This is a genomic window from Mycobacterium sp., assembly GCF_049608025.1.
In the GTDB taxonomy this organism is placed as follows: domain Bacteria; phylum Actinomycetota; class Actinomycetes; order Mycobacteriales; family Mycobacteriaceae; genus Mycobacterium.
In genome coordinates, this window is the sequence record NZ_JBMYXC010000007.1 from 75,199 (window position 1) to 90,583 (window position 15,385).

Sequence of the window (15,385 nt, forward strand, 5' to 3'; positions counted from 1 at the left end):
CTATTTGGCCTCCGGATTGAATCGCGGGAAGGCCAGGTCACCCGCGTAGCGGGCGGCGTCGCCAAGCTCCTCCTCGATGCGAAGCAACTGGTTGTACTTGGCGACCCGCTCACTACGGGCCGGGGCGCCCGTCTTGATCTGGCCGCTGCCGACGGCCACCGCGAGATCGGCGATCGTCGTGTCCTCGGTCTCACCGCTGCGGTGGCTCATCATCGTTCGATACCCACTGTTGTGGGCCAGGGCCACCGCGTCGAGCGTCTCGGTCAGGGTGCCGATCTGATTCACCTTCACCAACAGGGCGTTGGCGGCACCCTTATCGATGCCTTCTTCGAGCCGCTCGGGGTTGGTGACAAACAGGTCGTCACCTACGATCTGGACCTTGTCGCCGATGGCGGTGGTCATTGCCACCCAGCCGTCCCAATCGTCCTCCGACAGCGGATCCTCGATGGACACCAGCGGATAGTCGGCGATCAAGCCTTCGTAGAAGGACGCCATCTGCTCGGCGGTGCGGACGTCCTTTTCGAAGGCATAGCCGGTGCCCTCGGTGTGAAACTCGGTCGCCGCGACGTCGAGCGCCAGGGCCACGTCGCCTCCCACCTTCAACCCGGCTGCCTCGATCGCCGATCCGATGAGGTCCAGAGCCGCCCTGGTGCCGGGGAGGTCTGGCGCGAAGCCACCCTCGTCACCCAGGCCGGTGGCCAACCCCTGCTTCTTGAGCACCGACTTGAGTGCGTGGTACACCTCGGCGCCCCAGCGCAGCGCCTCTTTGAAGCTCGGGGCGCCGATCGGGGCAATCATGAACTCCTGGACATCGACGCCGGTGTCGGCATGCGCGCCGCCGTTGATGATGTTCATCATCGGCACCGGAAGGATGTGCGCGTTGGGCCCACCGATGTAGCGGAACAGCGGCAACTCGGCCGACTGCGCCGCAGCCTTGGAGACTGCCAGCGACACACCCAGGATCGCGTTGGCGCCCAAACGGGACTTGTCAGGGGTTCCGTCCAGGTCCAATAGCGCCTGATCGACCAGCCGCTGCTCGTCGGCGCCGAGTCCGATCACCGCGGGGGCGATCTCGTCGAGAACCGCCTCCACAGCCTTCGCCACGCCTTTGCCCAGGTAGCGGGATCCCCCGTCGCGAAGCTCAACAGCCTCGTGCTCGCCGGTCGAAGCGCCCGACGGGACCGCGGCACGGGCCACGGTGCCGTCGAGCAGGCCCACCTCGACCTCAACTGTCGGGTTTCCCCGAGAATCGAGGATCTCGCGGGCTCCGACCTGCTCGATGATGGGCACTGTTGCCTCCCTGGTGCGTCTGGCCGAAACGGCTCTACAAACGGGCTCTACAAACGGGGCTCTGAAAAGGGCTCGGCCTTGAGCCTAGAGCGTGCGTGGTCGGCGGGCGCACTTAGAGCGCATGTCCGCCGGCATAGGCCTTGGCCCAGTCTCGAACATTCCGGGCGTACTGGTCGGAATGGTTGTAGGCGCGCAGGGCATCCATCCAGCCTCGCGGTGTCGACAGGTCCTTTCCGCGCCAGCACAGATACCCCGCCGCCGACAGCGCCGCATCGTCGATGTTGTCAACGCTGACGACGCCGTCGTTGTTCGCGTCGACGCCGTAGAGCGCCCACGTCTCCGGAATGAACTGCATCGGCCCCATGGCGCGAACGTAGGGCTCCTCCCCGTCATGGCTGACCGAGTCGTGGTCCAGAATCTCCAGGTTGCCGTTGGTGCCGTCCAGCAGAACGCCGCGGATCGGCGGCGAAGTGTCGCCGTTGGCTGCGATAGTCGAGCCACGATAGGTGCCGTGATGGCTTTCCACCTCGCCGATGCCTGCCAGCGTGGTCCACGCCAGATGACAGTCGGGGTTCTCCACCTCGGCCACCCGGGCTGCATAGGCGTACGCCTCCAGCGCAGTCACCGGGATTCTCAACGAGGGCGCACGTTCGGACGCCCACTCGTGGAGCTGATCGGCGGGCCGCCCCTCGGCGTAGGTGTCGATCTGCGGCACCGGGTCACCTGGCGGAGGCGGCACGCCTTCAGGAATGGGAGTCCCCAGCTGCCATGAACAGCTCGAGGCCATGAGCAGCGCTGTCGCGCCAATCACGGCCATCGCCTGCAGCCAACGCACCCGCGTCACCGGACTCCTTAAAGCACTCTGGATGACTCCATGATTCCACGCGTCTCGGGACACGGGACTCAACGACGGTCACGGCAGGCCGTTCATTCACGCTGACCCACGAAAGTAAGGTAAGGCAGGCCTCGCTTTGGTAAGCCAAAGTAAGGTCCCACGATCCTAGTGGCGAGCAGGTTCGATGGCTAACACCGCCGAGTTCGAGGAGCTCGACTTCGGCGTGGAAAGTTACAGTTCGGTGAAGTCAACAGCCAGGACGAGCCGCTGCCCGATCCACTGGTCCTCGTTCGGCTGGTGTCCTGGGAGCACTGGTGTCGGGTTCAGCCAACTTGCGTGACGCCACGGCGACAAATCGTCGCCCGAATCGCCGCGGCGTTACCTAACTGCCCGACTGCCCGGGGCACCGCGACTACCCGGGGCAACCACTACCCGAATTCGGCCTCAGCCGCCTCCGACGGCCAGTGCGTCAACCATTCGCCCTCACCGATCGGCGCCGGCGCTTCGTCGAGCCCCCCAACGACCTCGGCCCTACGGGCCATGGCCACCGATCGCTCGGCGGCGCGCACATCGTCCATGAACTCCAGAACTGCCGAGCGCAACGCGTTCTCGGCGTCGACATCGGCGGACACATAGACCGACGTGATCGTGTTCGGGATCAACTCCGCCGGCATTCCGGCCGTCGCTACGCGGGCGAGCACCTTCTGCGCCAGAGCCAAGGCAGGCTGTCCGGTGGGGATGTCGTCCATGGCTGAAGGCGCACCGGAGATCTGTTTCGTGCCCTTTTCAGCGGCCTTGCGTTGCTCCCACTGAGCCAGCTGGTCCTCCAACGTGATCGACTCTCCGGCCAGTACAGCGGGAACGCGGTTACCGAGCTTGCGGACCAGCGCGTCGGCGACGTCGTCGATGCTGAACGGGTTCTCAGCTGCATCCTCTGCGATGCGAGCGTGAAAGAGCACTTGCAGCAACACATCTCCCAGTTCATCGCGCAGCTCGGAAAGGTCGCCGCCTTGCACCGCGTCGAACAATTCATAGGTCTCTTCCAGCAGATAACGCCGCAACGAATCGTGCGTCTGCCGGCTCTCCCAGGGGCCGGCGGTGCGCAACTTGTCCATCAGTGCCACTGCGTCCACCAGGCGCTCCCCGGGCTGCGGCGCGGCCACGGAGATCACCCGCTCTCCCGCCGCGACACGCATTGCCACTGAGGGATGGTCGGCATCAGAGGACAGCAGCACCGAAGCGGGGTCGCCCTCGTATGCCGGGCGAGCCGACGGCAATGACCACGGCACCTTGATCGGCATTTCCTCGGTGTACTGGACGTCACCGGTCAACAGCCCGATCGCGTCGATAGGAACCAGCGCCGGGCGGCGGGGGTCGACCAGGACGACCGTCATCTTCTCCGTCCCGTGTGGATCATGTCGTTCGTTCGCGCGAGATACCTCGCAGCTTGGTTATATCAACTTCCTCCCCCGGATTCCCGCCGATGGCCCCTACCAGGCCCGCGACGAACGAAACCAGGTCAAGATCGCGGATCCGTGGCGCGCCCAGCCCGTTCCCAGACCGCGGGATCGGCACCTGCACGGTCGACGTGGTGGCGCGATAGTTCGCCCCCGGAAATAGCCGCTTGAGCCTCACCTGTGCCGAATCCGGCAGCGTCAACGGCGAGACCCGCACGGTAGAGGCAGACACCGCCCCGATCTCGGTGACGCCGTTCGCGCGCGCCAGCAACCGCAGCCGCGCGACCGCGATCAACCGCTGGGCCGGCTCCGGCAGCGGACCGTACCGGTCGACGAGTTCGTCGATCACGGAGTCAATGGCAGCGTCGTCCTGGGCGGTGGCGAGCCGCCGGTAGCCCTCCAATCGCAGGCGATCGCTGCCGATGTAGTCCGGCGGAAAGTGCGCGTCGACCGGCAGATCGATTCGAACATCCTTTGGTTCCTCAACGGCGGCAACGGTTTCCCCGTCAGCTGCTGCTCTATACGCATCGACGGCCTCGCCGACCAGGCGCACATAGAGATCGAAGCCCACGCCGGCCACATGCCCGGATTGGGCAGCGCCCAGCACGTTTCCGGCACCGCGGATCTCGAGGTCCTTCATTGCCACAGCCATGCCAGCACCCAATTCGTTGTTCTGGGCGATCGTCGCGAGGCGGTCGTAGGCCGTTTCGGTCAGCGGAATCTCGGGCGGGTAGAGGAAGTAGGCGTAGCCGCGTTCACGACTTCGTCCCACCCGGCCGCGCAACTGGTGCAACTGGGAGAGGCCGAACGTGTCGGCGCGCTCCACGATCAACGTGTTGGCATTCGAGATGTCCAAGCCGGTCTCGACGATCGTCGTACACACCAGGACGTCATACTCGCGATTCCAGAAGCCCTCGACGGTGCGTTCGAGGTGCTCTTCGGGCATCTGCCCGTGCGCGACGACGACCCGCGCCTCGGGCACCAAAGCCCGCACCCTCGCCGCGGCCTGATCGATCGTGCGCACCCGGTTGTGAATGTAGAACGCCTGCCCGTCGCGCAACATCTCACGACGCAGCGCCGCGGCGACCTGCTTGTCGTCCTGCGGGCCTACGAAGGTCAGCACCGGGTAGCGTTCCTCGGGCGGGGTCAGGATGGTCGACATCTCCCGGATTCCCGCCAGGCTCATCTCCAACGTGCGCGGAATCGGCGTCGCACTCATGGTGAGAACGTCCACATGGGTCCGCATCGACTTGATGTGTTCCTTGTGCTCGACGCCGAAGCGCTGCTCCTCATCGACGACCACCAGGCCAAGGTCCTTCCACGTCACACCGGTCTGGAGCAGGCGGTGGGTCCCGATGGCGATGTCGACCGAGCCGTCCTTCATCCCCCCGAGCGTTGCTCGGGACTCAGCGGGGTCAGTGAAGCGCGACAGTCCTTTCACCGTGAGGGGAAACCCGGCCATGCGGGCGGTGAACGTCTGAAGATGCTGGTCTGCCAGCAGCGTCGTCGGCACCAGCACCGCCACCTGCTTGCCGTCCTGCACCGCCTTGAATGCCGCCCGCACCGCGATCTCGGTCTTGCCGTAACCGACGTCTCCGCAGACCACCCGGTCCATCGGGACGGCCTTCTCCATGTCGGACTTCACCTCGGTGATGGCGGTCAGCTGGTCCACCGTCTCGGTGAAGCCGAACGCATCCTCCATCTCCCTCTGCCACGGGGCATCTGGGCTGAACGCGTGTCCGCGCGAGGCCTGTCGTTTGGCATAGAGCGCAACCAGTTCGGCAGCGATCTCCCTGACGGCCCGCCGCGCTTTCGTTTTCGTGTTGGTCCAGTCGCTGCCGCCCAGGCGGGAAAGGGTCGGTGTCTCACCGCCCACGTAGCGGGACAACTGGTCCAGCGAGTCCATCGGCACGTACAGCTTGTCGGTGTTGTTTCCGCCACTGCCCCTTTTGCCTGACGCGTACTCGAGCACCAGGTATTCGCGGCGGGCGCCACCGATGACCCGCTCGGTCATCTCGACGAACCGGCCGATGCCGTGTTGGTCGTGGACCACCAGGTCGCCGGCGGTCAGCGCCAGCGGGTCCACGACGTTGCGGCGCTTGGCCGCCAGCTTCCTGCCCTCGATCGCGGCGGCCCGGTTGCCCGTCAGGTCGGTCTCGGTGATCACGACCAGGTTGGCGCCGGGGATCACCACACCGTCGTGCAGAGGACCCTTGAGAACACCCACCACGCCCTCGCGGGGCGCCGCCCCGGGCTCCAACATCGTTGCGGGAGTATCTGCTTCGCCAAGTTGCTCGACGACGCGCATCGCTGTGCCGCTGCCCGGGGTGACGACGACTCCGTATCCTCCGGTAGCGACGTGGGCGCGCAGCATCGCGAAGATCTCTGCCGGGAAACTCGACTTGGGTTGGGTCCTACGCGCCGAGGGTGCGGGCCGGATGCCCAGCGCCGGGGTTGAGCCGTCGTCGAGCTGACTCAACGTCCACCACGGATGCCCGGCGTGGCACGCGGTGTCGCGCGCGGCATCGAGGCCGACGAATCCGGATGCGCCCATCGCCTCGATGTCGATGGGCGCCCCGCCGCCTACCGCAGCGGTCGACCACGACGCTTCAAGGAACTCGCGCCCGGTCTTGATCAGGTCCGCGGCGCGGGTCCGCACTTTCTCCGGATCACAGATCAACAGCGGGGTGCCCTCGGGCAGGTGATCGGGCAACGTCGCCAACTCGTCTGGCTTGAGAAGGGGCAACAGCGCTTCCATCCCGTCGACCGGGATGCCCTCGGCCAGCTTGGCCAGCATCTCGGGCACGCTTCCCGGCACGCCGTTCTCCGTGACGGGATGCTCGGCAGAGAGTAGAGCAGCGCGACCTCTCACCTCGGGGGTGAGCAGCATCTCGCGGCACGGCACCGCGATCACGTGGTCGATGTCGATCTCCGGGATGGACCGTTGGTCGGCGACAGAGAACATCCGCATTTCGGAAACCTCGTCACCCCAGAACTCGATCCGCACCGGGTGCTCGGAGGTCGGCGGGAAGATGTCGAGAATGCCCCCACGCACGGCGAACTCGCCGCGCTTGCCGACCATGTCGACACGGGTATAGGCAAGGGCGACGAGCCGCGCCACGACCCCGTCAAACTCGGCGTCGGCGCCAACGGTCAGGCTGACCGGCGCGAACTCTCCCGCGTCCGCGCCCGGGCGATGGGTCATCGGCTGCAGCAGGGACCGAGCGGTGGTCACCACAATCCGCAGCGGGCGTCCCAGTCGCTCGTCGTCGGGGTGGGAGAGGCGGCGCAGCAGCATCAACCGCGCGCCGACGGTGTCCACACCCGGTGAGAGTCGCTCGTGCGGCAACGTTTCCCAGGACGGGAACAGCGCGACCGCGTCACCGAGCACACCCTGCAGCTCGGCGGTCAGGTCGTCGGCTTCACGCCCGGTCGCCGTGACCGCCAGCAGCGGGCCGGACTGCGCGAGCGCGAAAGCCACATAGACCCGCGCGCTGGCCGGGCCGACGAGGTTCAGATCGACGGGCCGATCGCCCGCACGACGGGCCACCTCCTGCAGGGAGGGGTCTCGCATCGCCAAGTCGACGAGGCCCGCGATCGGGGTGTGGACGTCGATGGTCCCCGCTGCGGTCATGATGGGCTCTATCGTAGGCACCCGCCCGAGTGGTCGCGGCGGTGGCACTGAGCGCGCTGGGCCGCCTCCGCCGAAGTCCGCTCGGTTACTCCTGGTGCAGTATCGGGTCGGATTCCAGGTGTGTGAGCCCGTTCCAGCACAGGTTGACCAGATGGGCCGCGACCACTTCTTTCTTGGGCTCCCGCACGTCAAGCCACCACTGCGCGGCCATCGATACCGAGCCGACGAGCGCTTGGGCGTACAGCGGCGCCAGGTCGGGATCCAGCCCGCGGCGGGAGAAGTCTCCCGCCAAGATCGAAGCCACCTGGCTGACAGCGTCGTTGAGCAACGTCGAATAGGTACCCGAGGTAATGCTGGCCGGCGAATCCCGGATGAGGATGCGGAAGCCGTCGGTGCGCTCCTCGACATAGGTCAGCAGCGCCAGCGCGACCCGCTCGATACGCACCCGGGACCGATTCTTGGTCAGCGACGCCGTTATCCCGTCCAGCAGGGCGGACATTTCCCGGTCGACGACGACAGCGTAAAGCCCCTCTTTGCCGCCGAAGTGTTCGTAGACCACGGGCTTGGACACGTTGGCGCGCAGCGCGATCTCCTCGATCGACGTGCCGTCGAAGCCGCGCTCGGCGAACAGCGACTTGGCGACCTCGACCAACTGCTGGCGGCGTTCGCTGCCAGTCATCCTCGCGCGCGGTGCACGCATTTCCTTATCGGGCGCTGCCACGCTTTTCAGCCTAGATGCTTCGACTAGAGTCTTCGGGTGATCAGTCCGTCGTGGTGTAATCGGCAGCACCTCTGATTTTGGTTCAGAAAGTTCAGGTTCGAGTCCTGGCGACGGAGCGAGCGAGGCGTGCCGACTGCTCGTGCTCGCGCGGGAAGGACATCTATGCGTGAGGCCGCGGTCCTGATTCTGGCGGCGGGTGCCGGGACCCGGATGAAGTCCGACACCCCCAAGGTTTTGCACACTCTGGCGGGCCGCAGCATGCTGTCGCACTGTCTACACGCGGCGGCGAAGCTCGCGCCGCGACACCTGGTGGTAGTGGTCGGACAGGACCGCGAGCGGGTGGCACCCGCGGCACTGGAGATCGCCGGCGACCTGGGCCATCCGGTCGAGATCGCCGTGCAGGAGCAGCAACAGGGCACTGGACACGCCGCCGGATGCGCGCTGTCGGCTCTGCCGCACGACTTCACCGGCGTCGTTGTCGTGACCTCGGGCGACGTCCCGCTGTTGGATGCCGACACCCTGGCCGACCTGATCTCCACCCATATTTCCGAGTCGGCGGCCGCCACGGTGCTGACCACCACGCTGGCCAATCCGACCGGCTATGGGCGGGTGTTGCGCAGCTCGAGTGGGGACCTTCTGGGGATCGTCGAGCAGGCCGACGCCAGCCCGGCACAACAAGCCATCACCGAAGTCAACGCCGGTGTTTACGCATTCGACGCCGAGGCGCTGCGCTCGGCGCTGAGCAGGTTGCGCTCCGACAACGCGCAGCATGAGCTCTACCTGACCGATGTCGTCTCGATCCTGCGCACCGACGGGCAGGGCGTGCGGGGTAGGCACGTCCAGGACACCGCGCTCGTCACCGGCGTCAATGACCGCGTGCAACTGGCCGAGCTGGGCGCCGAGCTGAACCGCCGCATCGTCGCTGCGCATCAGCGTGCGGGCGCGACAATCGTCGACCCCGCATCCACCTGGATCGACATCGGCGTCTCCATCGGCCGCGACACCGTCGTGCGCCCGGGCACCCAGCTGCTGGGCTCCACGGGCATCGGCGCGCACTGCCAGATAGGACCCGAAACCACGTTGACCGACGTCACCGTCGGAGACCGGGCCGAGGTAGTCCGCGTCCACGGCTCGTCCTCGGCGATCGGCAGGGACGCCGTCGTGGGCCCCTTCACTTATCTGCGCCCCGGTACCGTGCTGGGGGCCGCCGCCAAGCTGGGGGCGTTCGTCGAGGCGAAGAACGCGACGATAGGCGACGGCACCAAGGTGCCGCATCTGACCTACGTCGGTGACGCCGACATCGGCGAGCACAGCAACATCGGGGCATCCAGTGTCTTCGTCAACTACGACGGAGAAACCAAGCGGCGCACAACAATTGGCTCTCATGTGCGCACCGGTTCGGATAGCCTGTTCGTGGCGCCGGTGACCATCGGCGACGGCGCCTACACCGGCGCGGGAGCGGTGATCCGCGCAGACGTACCCCCCGGTGCGTTGGCGGTGTCCGCGGGTTCGCAACGCAACATCGAGGGCTGGGTGGCGCGGAAGCGTCCCGACAGCGCTGCGGCGGCCGCCGCAGCGGCGGCTCAGGTACAAGCCACCCCGCCCGCCGACGACCCGCCCGCCGACAGCCAGCCCACCGGTACCCGACCCGCCGACACTCCGAACAAGGCATCCGGCGACCCGTAGCCTCTGGTCACCGATTGTTGGCTTTGGGGTCACCCGGCCGCGTACCTGAGTAAGCGCTCCGTACGATGGCCGGGGTATCGATCCCCAACGCCGAGGGCAGCCCGTGAGCCACGACTGGACTGACAATCGCAAGAACCTGATGCTGTTTTCGGGACGAGCACACCCTGAGCTCGCCGAGCAGGTCGCCAAGGAACTCGGCACCACCGTCACGGCCCAATCAGCCCGCGACTTCGCCAACGGTGAGATCTTCGTCCGCTTCGACGAGTCCGTACGCGGCTGCGACGCATTCGTCCTGCAGAGCAATCCCTGGCCGCTGAATCAATGGCTGATGGAACAGCTGATCATGATCGATGCCCTCAAACGCGGCAGCGCCAAGCGGATCACCGCGATTCTGCCGTTCTACCCCTATGCCAGGCAGGACAAGAAACATCGCGGCCGTGAACCGATCTCGGCCCGGCTGGTAGCTGATCTCCTCAAGACCGCCGGCGCTGACCGCATAGTGTCGGTCGACCTTCATACCGACCAGATCCAGGGCTTCTTCGACGGCCCCGTAGACCATATGCGGGGTCAGTCACTGCTGTGCGGTTATATCGCCGAGAACTACCCCAATCACGACATGGTGGTGGTCTCCCCCGACTCGGGCCGGGTGCGCGTCGCCGAGAAGTGGGCCGACTCCCTGGGCGGGGTGCCGCTCGCTTTCATCCACAAGACCCGCGACCCGCTGATCCCCAACCAAGTGAAGTCCAATCGCGTGGTGGGCGACGTGGGGGGCAAGACGTGCATTCTCACCGACGACATGATCGATACCGGTGGCACCATCGCCGGCGCCGTACGCCTGCTCAAGGAGGACGGCGCGGCCGATGTAGTGATCGCCGCGACGCACGGCGTGCTGTCCGACCCCGCCCCGCAGCGGTTGGCTGACTGCGGCGCTCGCGAGGTCATCGTCACCAATACCCTGCCGATCGACGAGGAGAAGGTCTTCCCGCAGCTCACTATCCTGTCGATCGCCCCGCTGTTGGCGAGCACGATCCGCGCCGTGTTCGAGAATGGATCTGTGACGGGGCTTTTCGACGGGTCGGCTTGATATGCCCGGCGACGCCCGCGCCAGCATCTACCACAACCCGAAATGCTCGACCTCCCGCAAGGCATTGGAGTTGTTGCGCGACAATGGTTTTGAGCCGGAAGTCATCCTCTACCTCAAGGCGCCGCCGTCGCGTGCGGAGTTGGCGAGGCTGATCGTCGACGCCGGCATCGATGTGCACGAGGCCGTACGTAAACGCGAGTCCAGGTACGCCGAACTCGGACTTGCCTCGGCGTCGGACGACGAACTGCTCGATGCGATGGCGCAGCATCCCATCTTGATCGAGCGCCCGTTCGTGGTCACGGCCAAGGGCACCCGCCTGGCGCGGCCGCTGGGATCGGTCGAAGAAATTCTCAAATAATTCTGCCGATGGCGGTGGCGTCAGCCGACCGCATACTGTGGTGGACATGAGCGACTGGACCGCTGCCGACCTGCCCTCCTTCGCCGGACGTACCGTCATCGTCACCGGCGCCAACAGCGGCCTGGGTCTGGTGACCGCGCGGGAGTTGGCCCGCGTCGGCGCCAAGACGATCCTGGCGGTGCGCAACCTCGACAAGGGCCAGGCCGCTGCCGCGGAGATGTCGGGGGAGGTGGAAGTGCGCAAACTCGATCTGGGAGACCTGGCTTCGATCCGTGACTTCGCCGACAGCTTCTCTGCCGAAGACACCGTGGACGTGCTGATCAACAACGCCGGCATCATGGCGGTTCCGTATGCGCTGACCGTCGACGGCTTCGAAAGTCAGATCGGAACCAACCACCTCGGCCACTTCGCGCTGACAAACCTACTGCTGCCCAGGATCACCGATCGGGTCGTCACGGTGGCGTCATTCATGCACCTGACCGGCTACGTCAGCCTCAAGGACCTCAACTGGAAGTCGCGCCCGTACCTCGCCTGGCCGGCCTACGGGCAGTCAAAGCTGGCCAATCTGATGTTCACCACTGAACTGCAACGCCGACTGGACGCGGCCGGCTCACCGTTGACGGCACTCGCGGCCCACCCCGGGTACTCGGCGACCAACCTGCAGGGGCACACCGGAAGCAAGCTGGGTTCCAGGGTCTTGGACATGGCGAATCGCTTCATGGCGACCGACGCCGACTTCGGCGCACGCCAAACGCTCTACGCAGCGTCTCAGCCGGTTCCCGGGGACAGCTTCATCGGGCCACGGTTCTCGATGCGCGGCCCCACCGGTCGGCAATGGCGCAGCCCGCTGGCGCAGAACCGCGAAAAGGCCACCGCGCTGTGGACATTGTCCGAGCAGCTCACCGGGGTCAGGTTTCCGCTCTGATTTTCGCCTTCGGCGCGGGTTGCGCTACCCTTGGCGGCGCGTCACGGCGAGGGCGGCTCGACCTGATCGGCCGCCGTTATCGACGGGAGCCCGCATCTGCAATGGTGCGACCCTGGCCGTGCCCGACACTGCTCACCGGCACAGGAGAATCGACAATGGCGAAGAACGCCGCGAACAATCTGGCTGCACAGGTCCGCACTGCGACCGGCAAAGGCGCCTCGCGCCAGGCCCGCCGCGACGGCAGGCTACCCGTGGTTCTCTACGGCCACGGCAGCGACCCACAGCACCTCGAACTGGACGCACGTGACTTTTCCGCCGTGCTTCGCCATGCCGGCACCAACGCCGTGCTCACCCTCGATATCGCCGGCAAGCAGCAACTCGCCCTGACCAAGGCCCTGGAGATCCACCCGATCCGCCGCACAATTCAGCATGCCGACCTGCTGGTCGTGCGCCGCGGGGAGAAGGTGACCGTCGAGGTCAACGTCGTCATAGAGGGTGAAGCGGTATCCGGCACGTTGGTGACACAGGACGCCAACACCATCGAGATCGAGGCCGACGTCCAGGCAATCCCGGAAAGTCTGACTGTTTCGGTGGAGGGTCTCGAGCCGGGCACCCAACTCACGGCCGGCGACATCGGACTGCCCACTGGTGTGACGCTGGTATCCGACACCGATTTGCTGGTCATCAACGTCGTCGTCGCACCGACCGCCGAGGAACTCGAGACCGAGGGCGCCGGCGAGGAGGGCGAGGAAGCCGCCGGTGGCGCCTCCGAAGACGGGGGCCCTGAGGACACCCCGTCCGACTCCGAGTAGTTCGGGCAGGGCGGACTGCTCCCATGCCCGAATCTCACAGGCCCGAATCTCACAGGCCCGAATCTCCAGGGTCCGAATGTCCAGGGCCCGACTCGTCCGCTGTCCAGCGGCGGGGACCCCTTCTGGTGGTCGGCTTGGGCAACCCCGGGCCCAACTACGCCAGGAACCGGCACAACGTCGGCTTCATGGTTGCCGACATTCTCGCGAACCGAATCGGCGAGAGGTTCAAGGTGCACAAGAAATCGGGGGCCGAGGTGGCTACCGGGCGACTCGCTGGCCACGTGGTGATGCTCGCCAAGCCCCGGGTGTACATGAACGAGTCCGGTAGACAGGTCGGTCCGCTGGCGAAGTTCTATTCGGTGCGCCCTGCCGACATCGTCGTGATCCACGACGAACTCGATATCGACTTCGGACGTATTCGACTCAAGCTGGGCGGCGGAGAAGGCGGCCACAACGGCCTGCGTTCGGTGGCAACAGCGTTGGGTACCAAAGGTTTTCAGCGCGTGCGAATCGGCGTGGGCCGACCACCCGGCCGCAAGGATCCCGCAGCCTTCGTGCTGGAGAACTTCAATGCCGTTGAGCGGCCCGAAGTACCCACCGTCTGCGAGCAGGCTGCCGATGCGACGGAACTACTGATCGTCGACGGGCTCGAACCCGCCCAGAACACCGTGCACGCCTGGGCCTGACGCCGCGATCGGCAGTTGACCGCCCCGCGAGCGTGCGCAAAATGCCAGGGGTAAGCGGCGCGCCGACGCACAAACACGCGCTCTCGCCGGGCTGGGAGGGGCTGGGACGAGCGGGGCTGGAGGGGGCTAGCGGGGGCTAGAGGACCAGCGAGACCGAAGTTGAGCGACGCAGCTTGCCCGACGGCGTCTTGGGAATGCTGCCCGGTCCTAGCACGACCACGTTGCGAGGCCGCACGTCGACCTCGGCCACCACTTCGTGGGCGACCTGGTGTTCGATTCGACGCACCTCGACCGGGTCCTCCCAGCCGTTGGACTCGACCGCGACGGCGAACGTCTCACGTGAGTGCCCGGCGTCCAGCCGAACCGCGACCGCGCAGCCGGCCCGCACCCCTTCGACCCGACTTGCCGCACGTTCGATGTCGGTCGGATAGATGTTGCGGCCGGCCATGATGATGACATCCTTGACGCGCCCACACACAACAACGTGGCCTTCCTCGGTCAGGTAACCGAGATCTCCGGTGTCATACCAGCCCTGTTCATCCTGGGCCGGGATGAAGCCGCCCATGGTCAGATAGCCGGGCGTCAGGCATTCACCGCGCAATTCGATGACACCGACACCGCGGGCGGGCATGAGATTTCCGTGGTCGTCGATGATGCGAGCCTCGAGGTCGGTGAGCAGCGGGCCGAGAGTGGCCAGCCGCTTGGTATTGCCCTTGGCGGCGGGCACCGCACGGCGCAACGCGGCCAACAGGTCGGCGTCGACCTCGTCGACGACCAGGCCGGAACCACACGGGGAGAACGACACCGCCAGCGTGGTCTCGGCCATACCGTATGCCGGCAGAATCGCCTCCGGTTGCAGGCCGAAGGGCTTGCCGGCATCGATCAGGTCGTCAACATCGGTGGGGTCCACAGGTTCGGCGCCCGAGAGCGCGAACCGCAGGGTGGACAGGTCGAACTCGCCCGGCTGAGCCTGCCTGCGCAACCGCTTGGCGAACAGCGCATAGGCGAAGTTCGGAGCGGCGGTCATGGTGCCCTGGTACTTGTCGATCAGCCGGGCCCACAGCAGAGTGTCGCGCAGGAAATCCAGCGGCGTGACTTTGACCAGCTCGGCTCCGAAGTACATCGGGATGGTCAGGAAGCCGACCATGCCCATGTCGTGGAAGCAGGGCAGCCAGCTCACCATGACGTCCTTCTTGACGTCGTACTCGGCGCCGATGAACATCGCCTCGGCGTTGGAGTGAATGTTGCGGTGGGTGATCTGGACAGCTTTGGGTGACCCGGTCGATCCGCTCGTCAACTGCATGAGCGCGAGATCGTCCTCACCGACGTCGATGGGATCGATCGGCTCCGCCGCCAAGAGATCCTCGACGGTCAGCACCGTGATGCCTTTTTCCTCGAGGACCGGGATCGCGACCAGGAACGGCTCCGCGATGACGACGGCCTTGGCCTCGATCATCCCGATGACGGTCATGGTGTCTTCGGCCCACATGGGCAGGTCGGTCCGGGGGGTCGGCTGGTGCAGCATCGTCAGACTCGCACCGCGCATCCACAGGCCCTGCGCAGTGGGGGCGATCTCCACCGGGTACCCGGCCAGCACGCCGACGGCGTCACCGAGTCCGATACCTGCCGCCGCGAGTCCACCGGCGATCCGCCTCGAACGTTCGTGCACCTCACCCCAGGTGTGTCTGACCGGCTCGTACGGCTCGCCAGTGACCATGCCTTTGTCGGTGGTGCGGGCATTGCGGTACATCTTCTCGGTGAATCTGCTCACCACGACCTCCTCGCCGACATGTGCCCCGGTGTCCACGCGCATTTGCCATGCTCCGCCTGATGGGGGGCGTTTTCACGGAGGCGCGCGCACGATTGAGGAGCAGTTCTGTCTCGAAACGGTGATGTC

Annotated in this window: 12 protein-coding genes and 1 tRNA gene; 7 read left to right on the forward strand and 6 right to left on the reverse strand. The window is 66.1% G+C overall.

The features are described 5' to 3' along the window. The 5 genes from eno to ACPGXI_RS04355 all read right to left on the reverse strand — a co-directional run bounded on the left by eno (position 1) and on the right by ACPGXI_RS04355 (position 7,895). Positions 1-1,290 (reverse strand): phosphopyruvate hydratase, encoded by a 1,290-nt coding sequence (gene eno, locus ACPGXI_RS04335; RefSeq protein ID WP_526650167.1) that lies wholly within the window; start codon positions 1,288-1,290, stop codon positions 1-3. A 112-nt stretch (positions 1,291-1,402) separates the two neighbouring features. Beyond that, a complete protein-coding gene (locus ACPGXI_RS04340) occupies positions 1,403-2,134 on the reverse strand; it encodes a lytic transglycosylase domain-containing protein (RefSeq protein WP_526650169.1) in 732 nt (243 codons plus the stop codon). A 419-nt stretch (positions 2,135-2,553) separates the two neighbouring features. After that, complete coding sequence (locus ACPGXI_RS04345; protein WP_526650171.1) at positions 2,554-3,519, reverse strand: nucleoside triphosphate pyrophosphohydrolase; 966 nt, start codon at positions 3,517-3,519, stop codon at positions 2,554-2,556. Between the two features lie 19 nt (positions 3,520-3,538). Continuing rightward, the gene (gene mfd / locus ACPGXI_RS04350; protein ID WP_526650173.1) at positions 3,539-7,216 is read right to left on the reverse strand and encodes a transcription-repair coupling factor; all 3,678 of its coding nucleotides are present in this window, start codon (positions 7,214-7,216) and stop codon (positions 3,539-3,541) included. Positions 7,217-7,301: 85 nt separating this feature from the next. Continuing rightward, complete coding sequence (locus ACPGXI_RS04355; RefSeq protein WP_526650226.1) at positions 7,302-7,895, reverse strand: TetR/AcrR family transcriptional regulator; 594 nt, start codon at positions 7,893-7,895, stop codon at positions 7,302-7,304. Positions 7,896-7,981: 86 nt separating this feature from the next. On the opposite strand from ACPGXI_RS04355, the gene ACPGXI_RS04360 reads away from it, so the two are divergent. The 7 genes from ACPGXI_RS04360 to pth all read left to right on the forward strand — a co-directional run bounded on the left by ACPGXI_RS04360 (position 7,982) and on the right by pth (position 13,488). Beyond that, positions 7,982-8,053 (forward strand) — tRNA-Gln (locus ACPGXI_RS04360). Between the two features lie 46 nt (positions 8,054-8,099). Further along, on the forward strand, positions 8,100-9,623 hold the full coding sequence (gene glmU / locus ACPGXI_RS04365; RefSeq protein WP_526650175.1) for a bifunctional UDP-N-acetylglucosamine diphosphorylase/glucosamine-1-phosphate N-acetyltransferase GlmU: 1,524 nt from the start codon (positions 8,100-8,102) through the stop codon (positions 9,621-9,623). Positions 9,624-9,726: 103 nt separating this feature from the next. Further along, positions 9,727-10,707 (forward strand): ribose-phosphate diphosphokinase, encoded by a 981-nt coding sequence (locus ACPGXI_RS04370; protein WP_526650177.1) that lies wholly within the window; start codon positions 9,727-9,729, stop codon positions 10,705-10,707. A 1-nt stretch (position 10,708) separates the two neighbouring features. Beyond that, positions 10,709-11,065, forward strand: coding sequence for an arsenate reductase (glutaredoxin) (arsC, locus tag ACPGXI_RS04375; RefSeq protein ID WP_526650179.1), 357 nt, complete (start codon positions 10,709-10,711; stop codon positions 11,063-11,065). Positions 11,066-11,111: 46 nt separating this feature from the next. Further along, entirely contained in the window at positions 11,112-11,990 is an 879-nt protein-coding gene (locus ACPGXI_RS04380; RefSeq protein WP_526650181.1) for an SDR family oxidoreductase, read from the forward strand. A 155-nt stretch (positions 11,991-12,145) separates the two neighbouring features. Beyond that, positions 12,146-12,802 (forward strand): 50S ribosomal protein L25/general stress protein Ctc, encoded by a 657-nt coding sequence (locus ACPGXI_RS04385; RefSeq protein ID WP_526650183.1) that lies wholly within the window; start codon positions 12,146-12,148, stop codon positions 12,800-12,802. Between the two features lie 122 nt (positions 12,803-12,924). Continuing rightward, positions 12,925-13,488, forward strand: a complete 564-nt coding sequence (gene pth / locus ACPGXI_RS04390; RefSeq protein WP_526650228.1) for an aminoacyl-tRNA hydrolase — start codon at positions 12,925-12,927, stop codon at positions 13,486-13,488. 136 nt (positions 13,489-13,624) lie between these two features. On the opposite strand, the gene ACPGXI_RS04395 is transcribed toward pth, so the two are convergent. Next, the gene (locus ACPGXI_RS04395) at positions 13,625-15,259 is read right to left on the reverse strand and encodes a fatty acyl-AMP ligase (protein ID WP_526650230.1); all 1,635 of its coding nucleotides are present in this window, start codon (positions 15,257-15,259) and stop codon (positions 13,625-13,627) included. Between the last annotated feature and the right edge of the window lie 126 nt (positions 15,260-15,385).

What these genes read in the sequence shown, in the direction of transcription:
- mfd (WP_526650173.1), bottom strand. Translation starts at nt 7,216, where the DNA reads ATGACCGCAGCGGGGACCATCGACGTCCACACCCCGATCGCGGGCCTC.
- glmU (WP_526650175.1), top strand. Translation starts at nt 8,100, where the DNA reads ATGCGTGAGGCCGCGGTCCTGATTCTGGCGGCGGGTGCCGGGACCCGG.
- ACPGXI_RS04385 (WP_526650183.1), top strand. Translation starts at nt 12,146, where the DNA reads ATGGCGAAGAACGCCGCGAACAATCTGGCTGCACAGGTCCGCACTGCG.
- arsC (WP_526650179.1), top strand. Translation starts at nt 10,709, where the DNA reads ATGCCCGGCGACGCCCGCGCCAGCATCTACCACAACCCGAAATGCTCG.
- ACPGXI_RS04380 (WP_526650181.1), top strand. Translation starts at nt 11,112, where the DNA reads ATGAGCGACTGGACCGCTGCCGACCTGCCCTCCTTCGCCGGACGTACC.
- ACPGXI_RS04345 (WP_526650171.1), bottom strand. Translation starts at nt 3,519, where the DNA reads ATGACGGTCGTCCTGGTCGACCCCCGCCGCCCGGCGCTGGTTCCTATC.
- ACPGXI_RS04355 (WP_526650226.1), bottom strand. Translation starts at nt 7,895, where the DNA reads ATGACTGGCAGCGAACGCCGCCAGCAGTTGGTCGAGGTCGCCAAGTCG.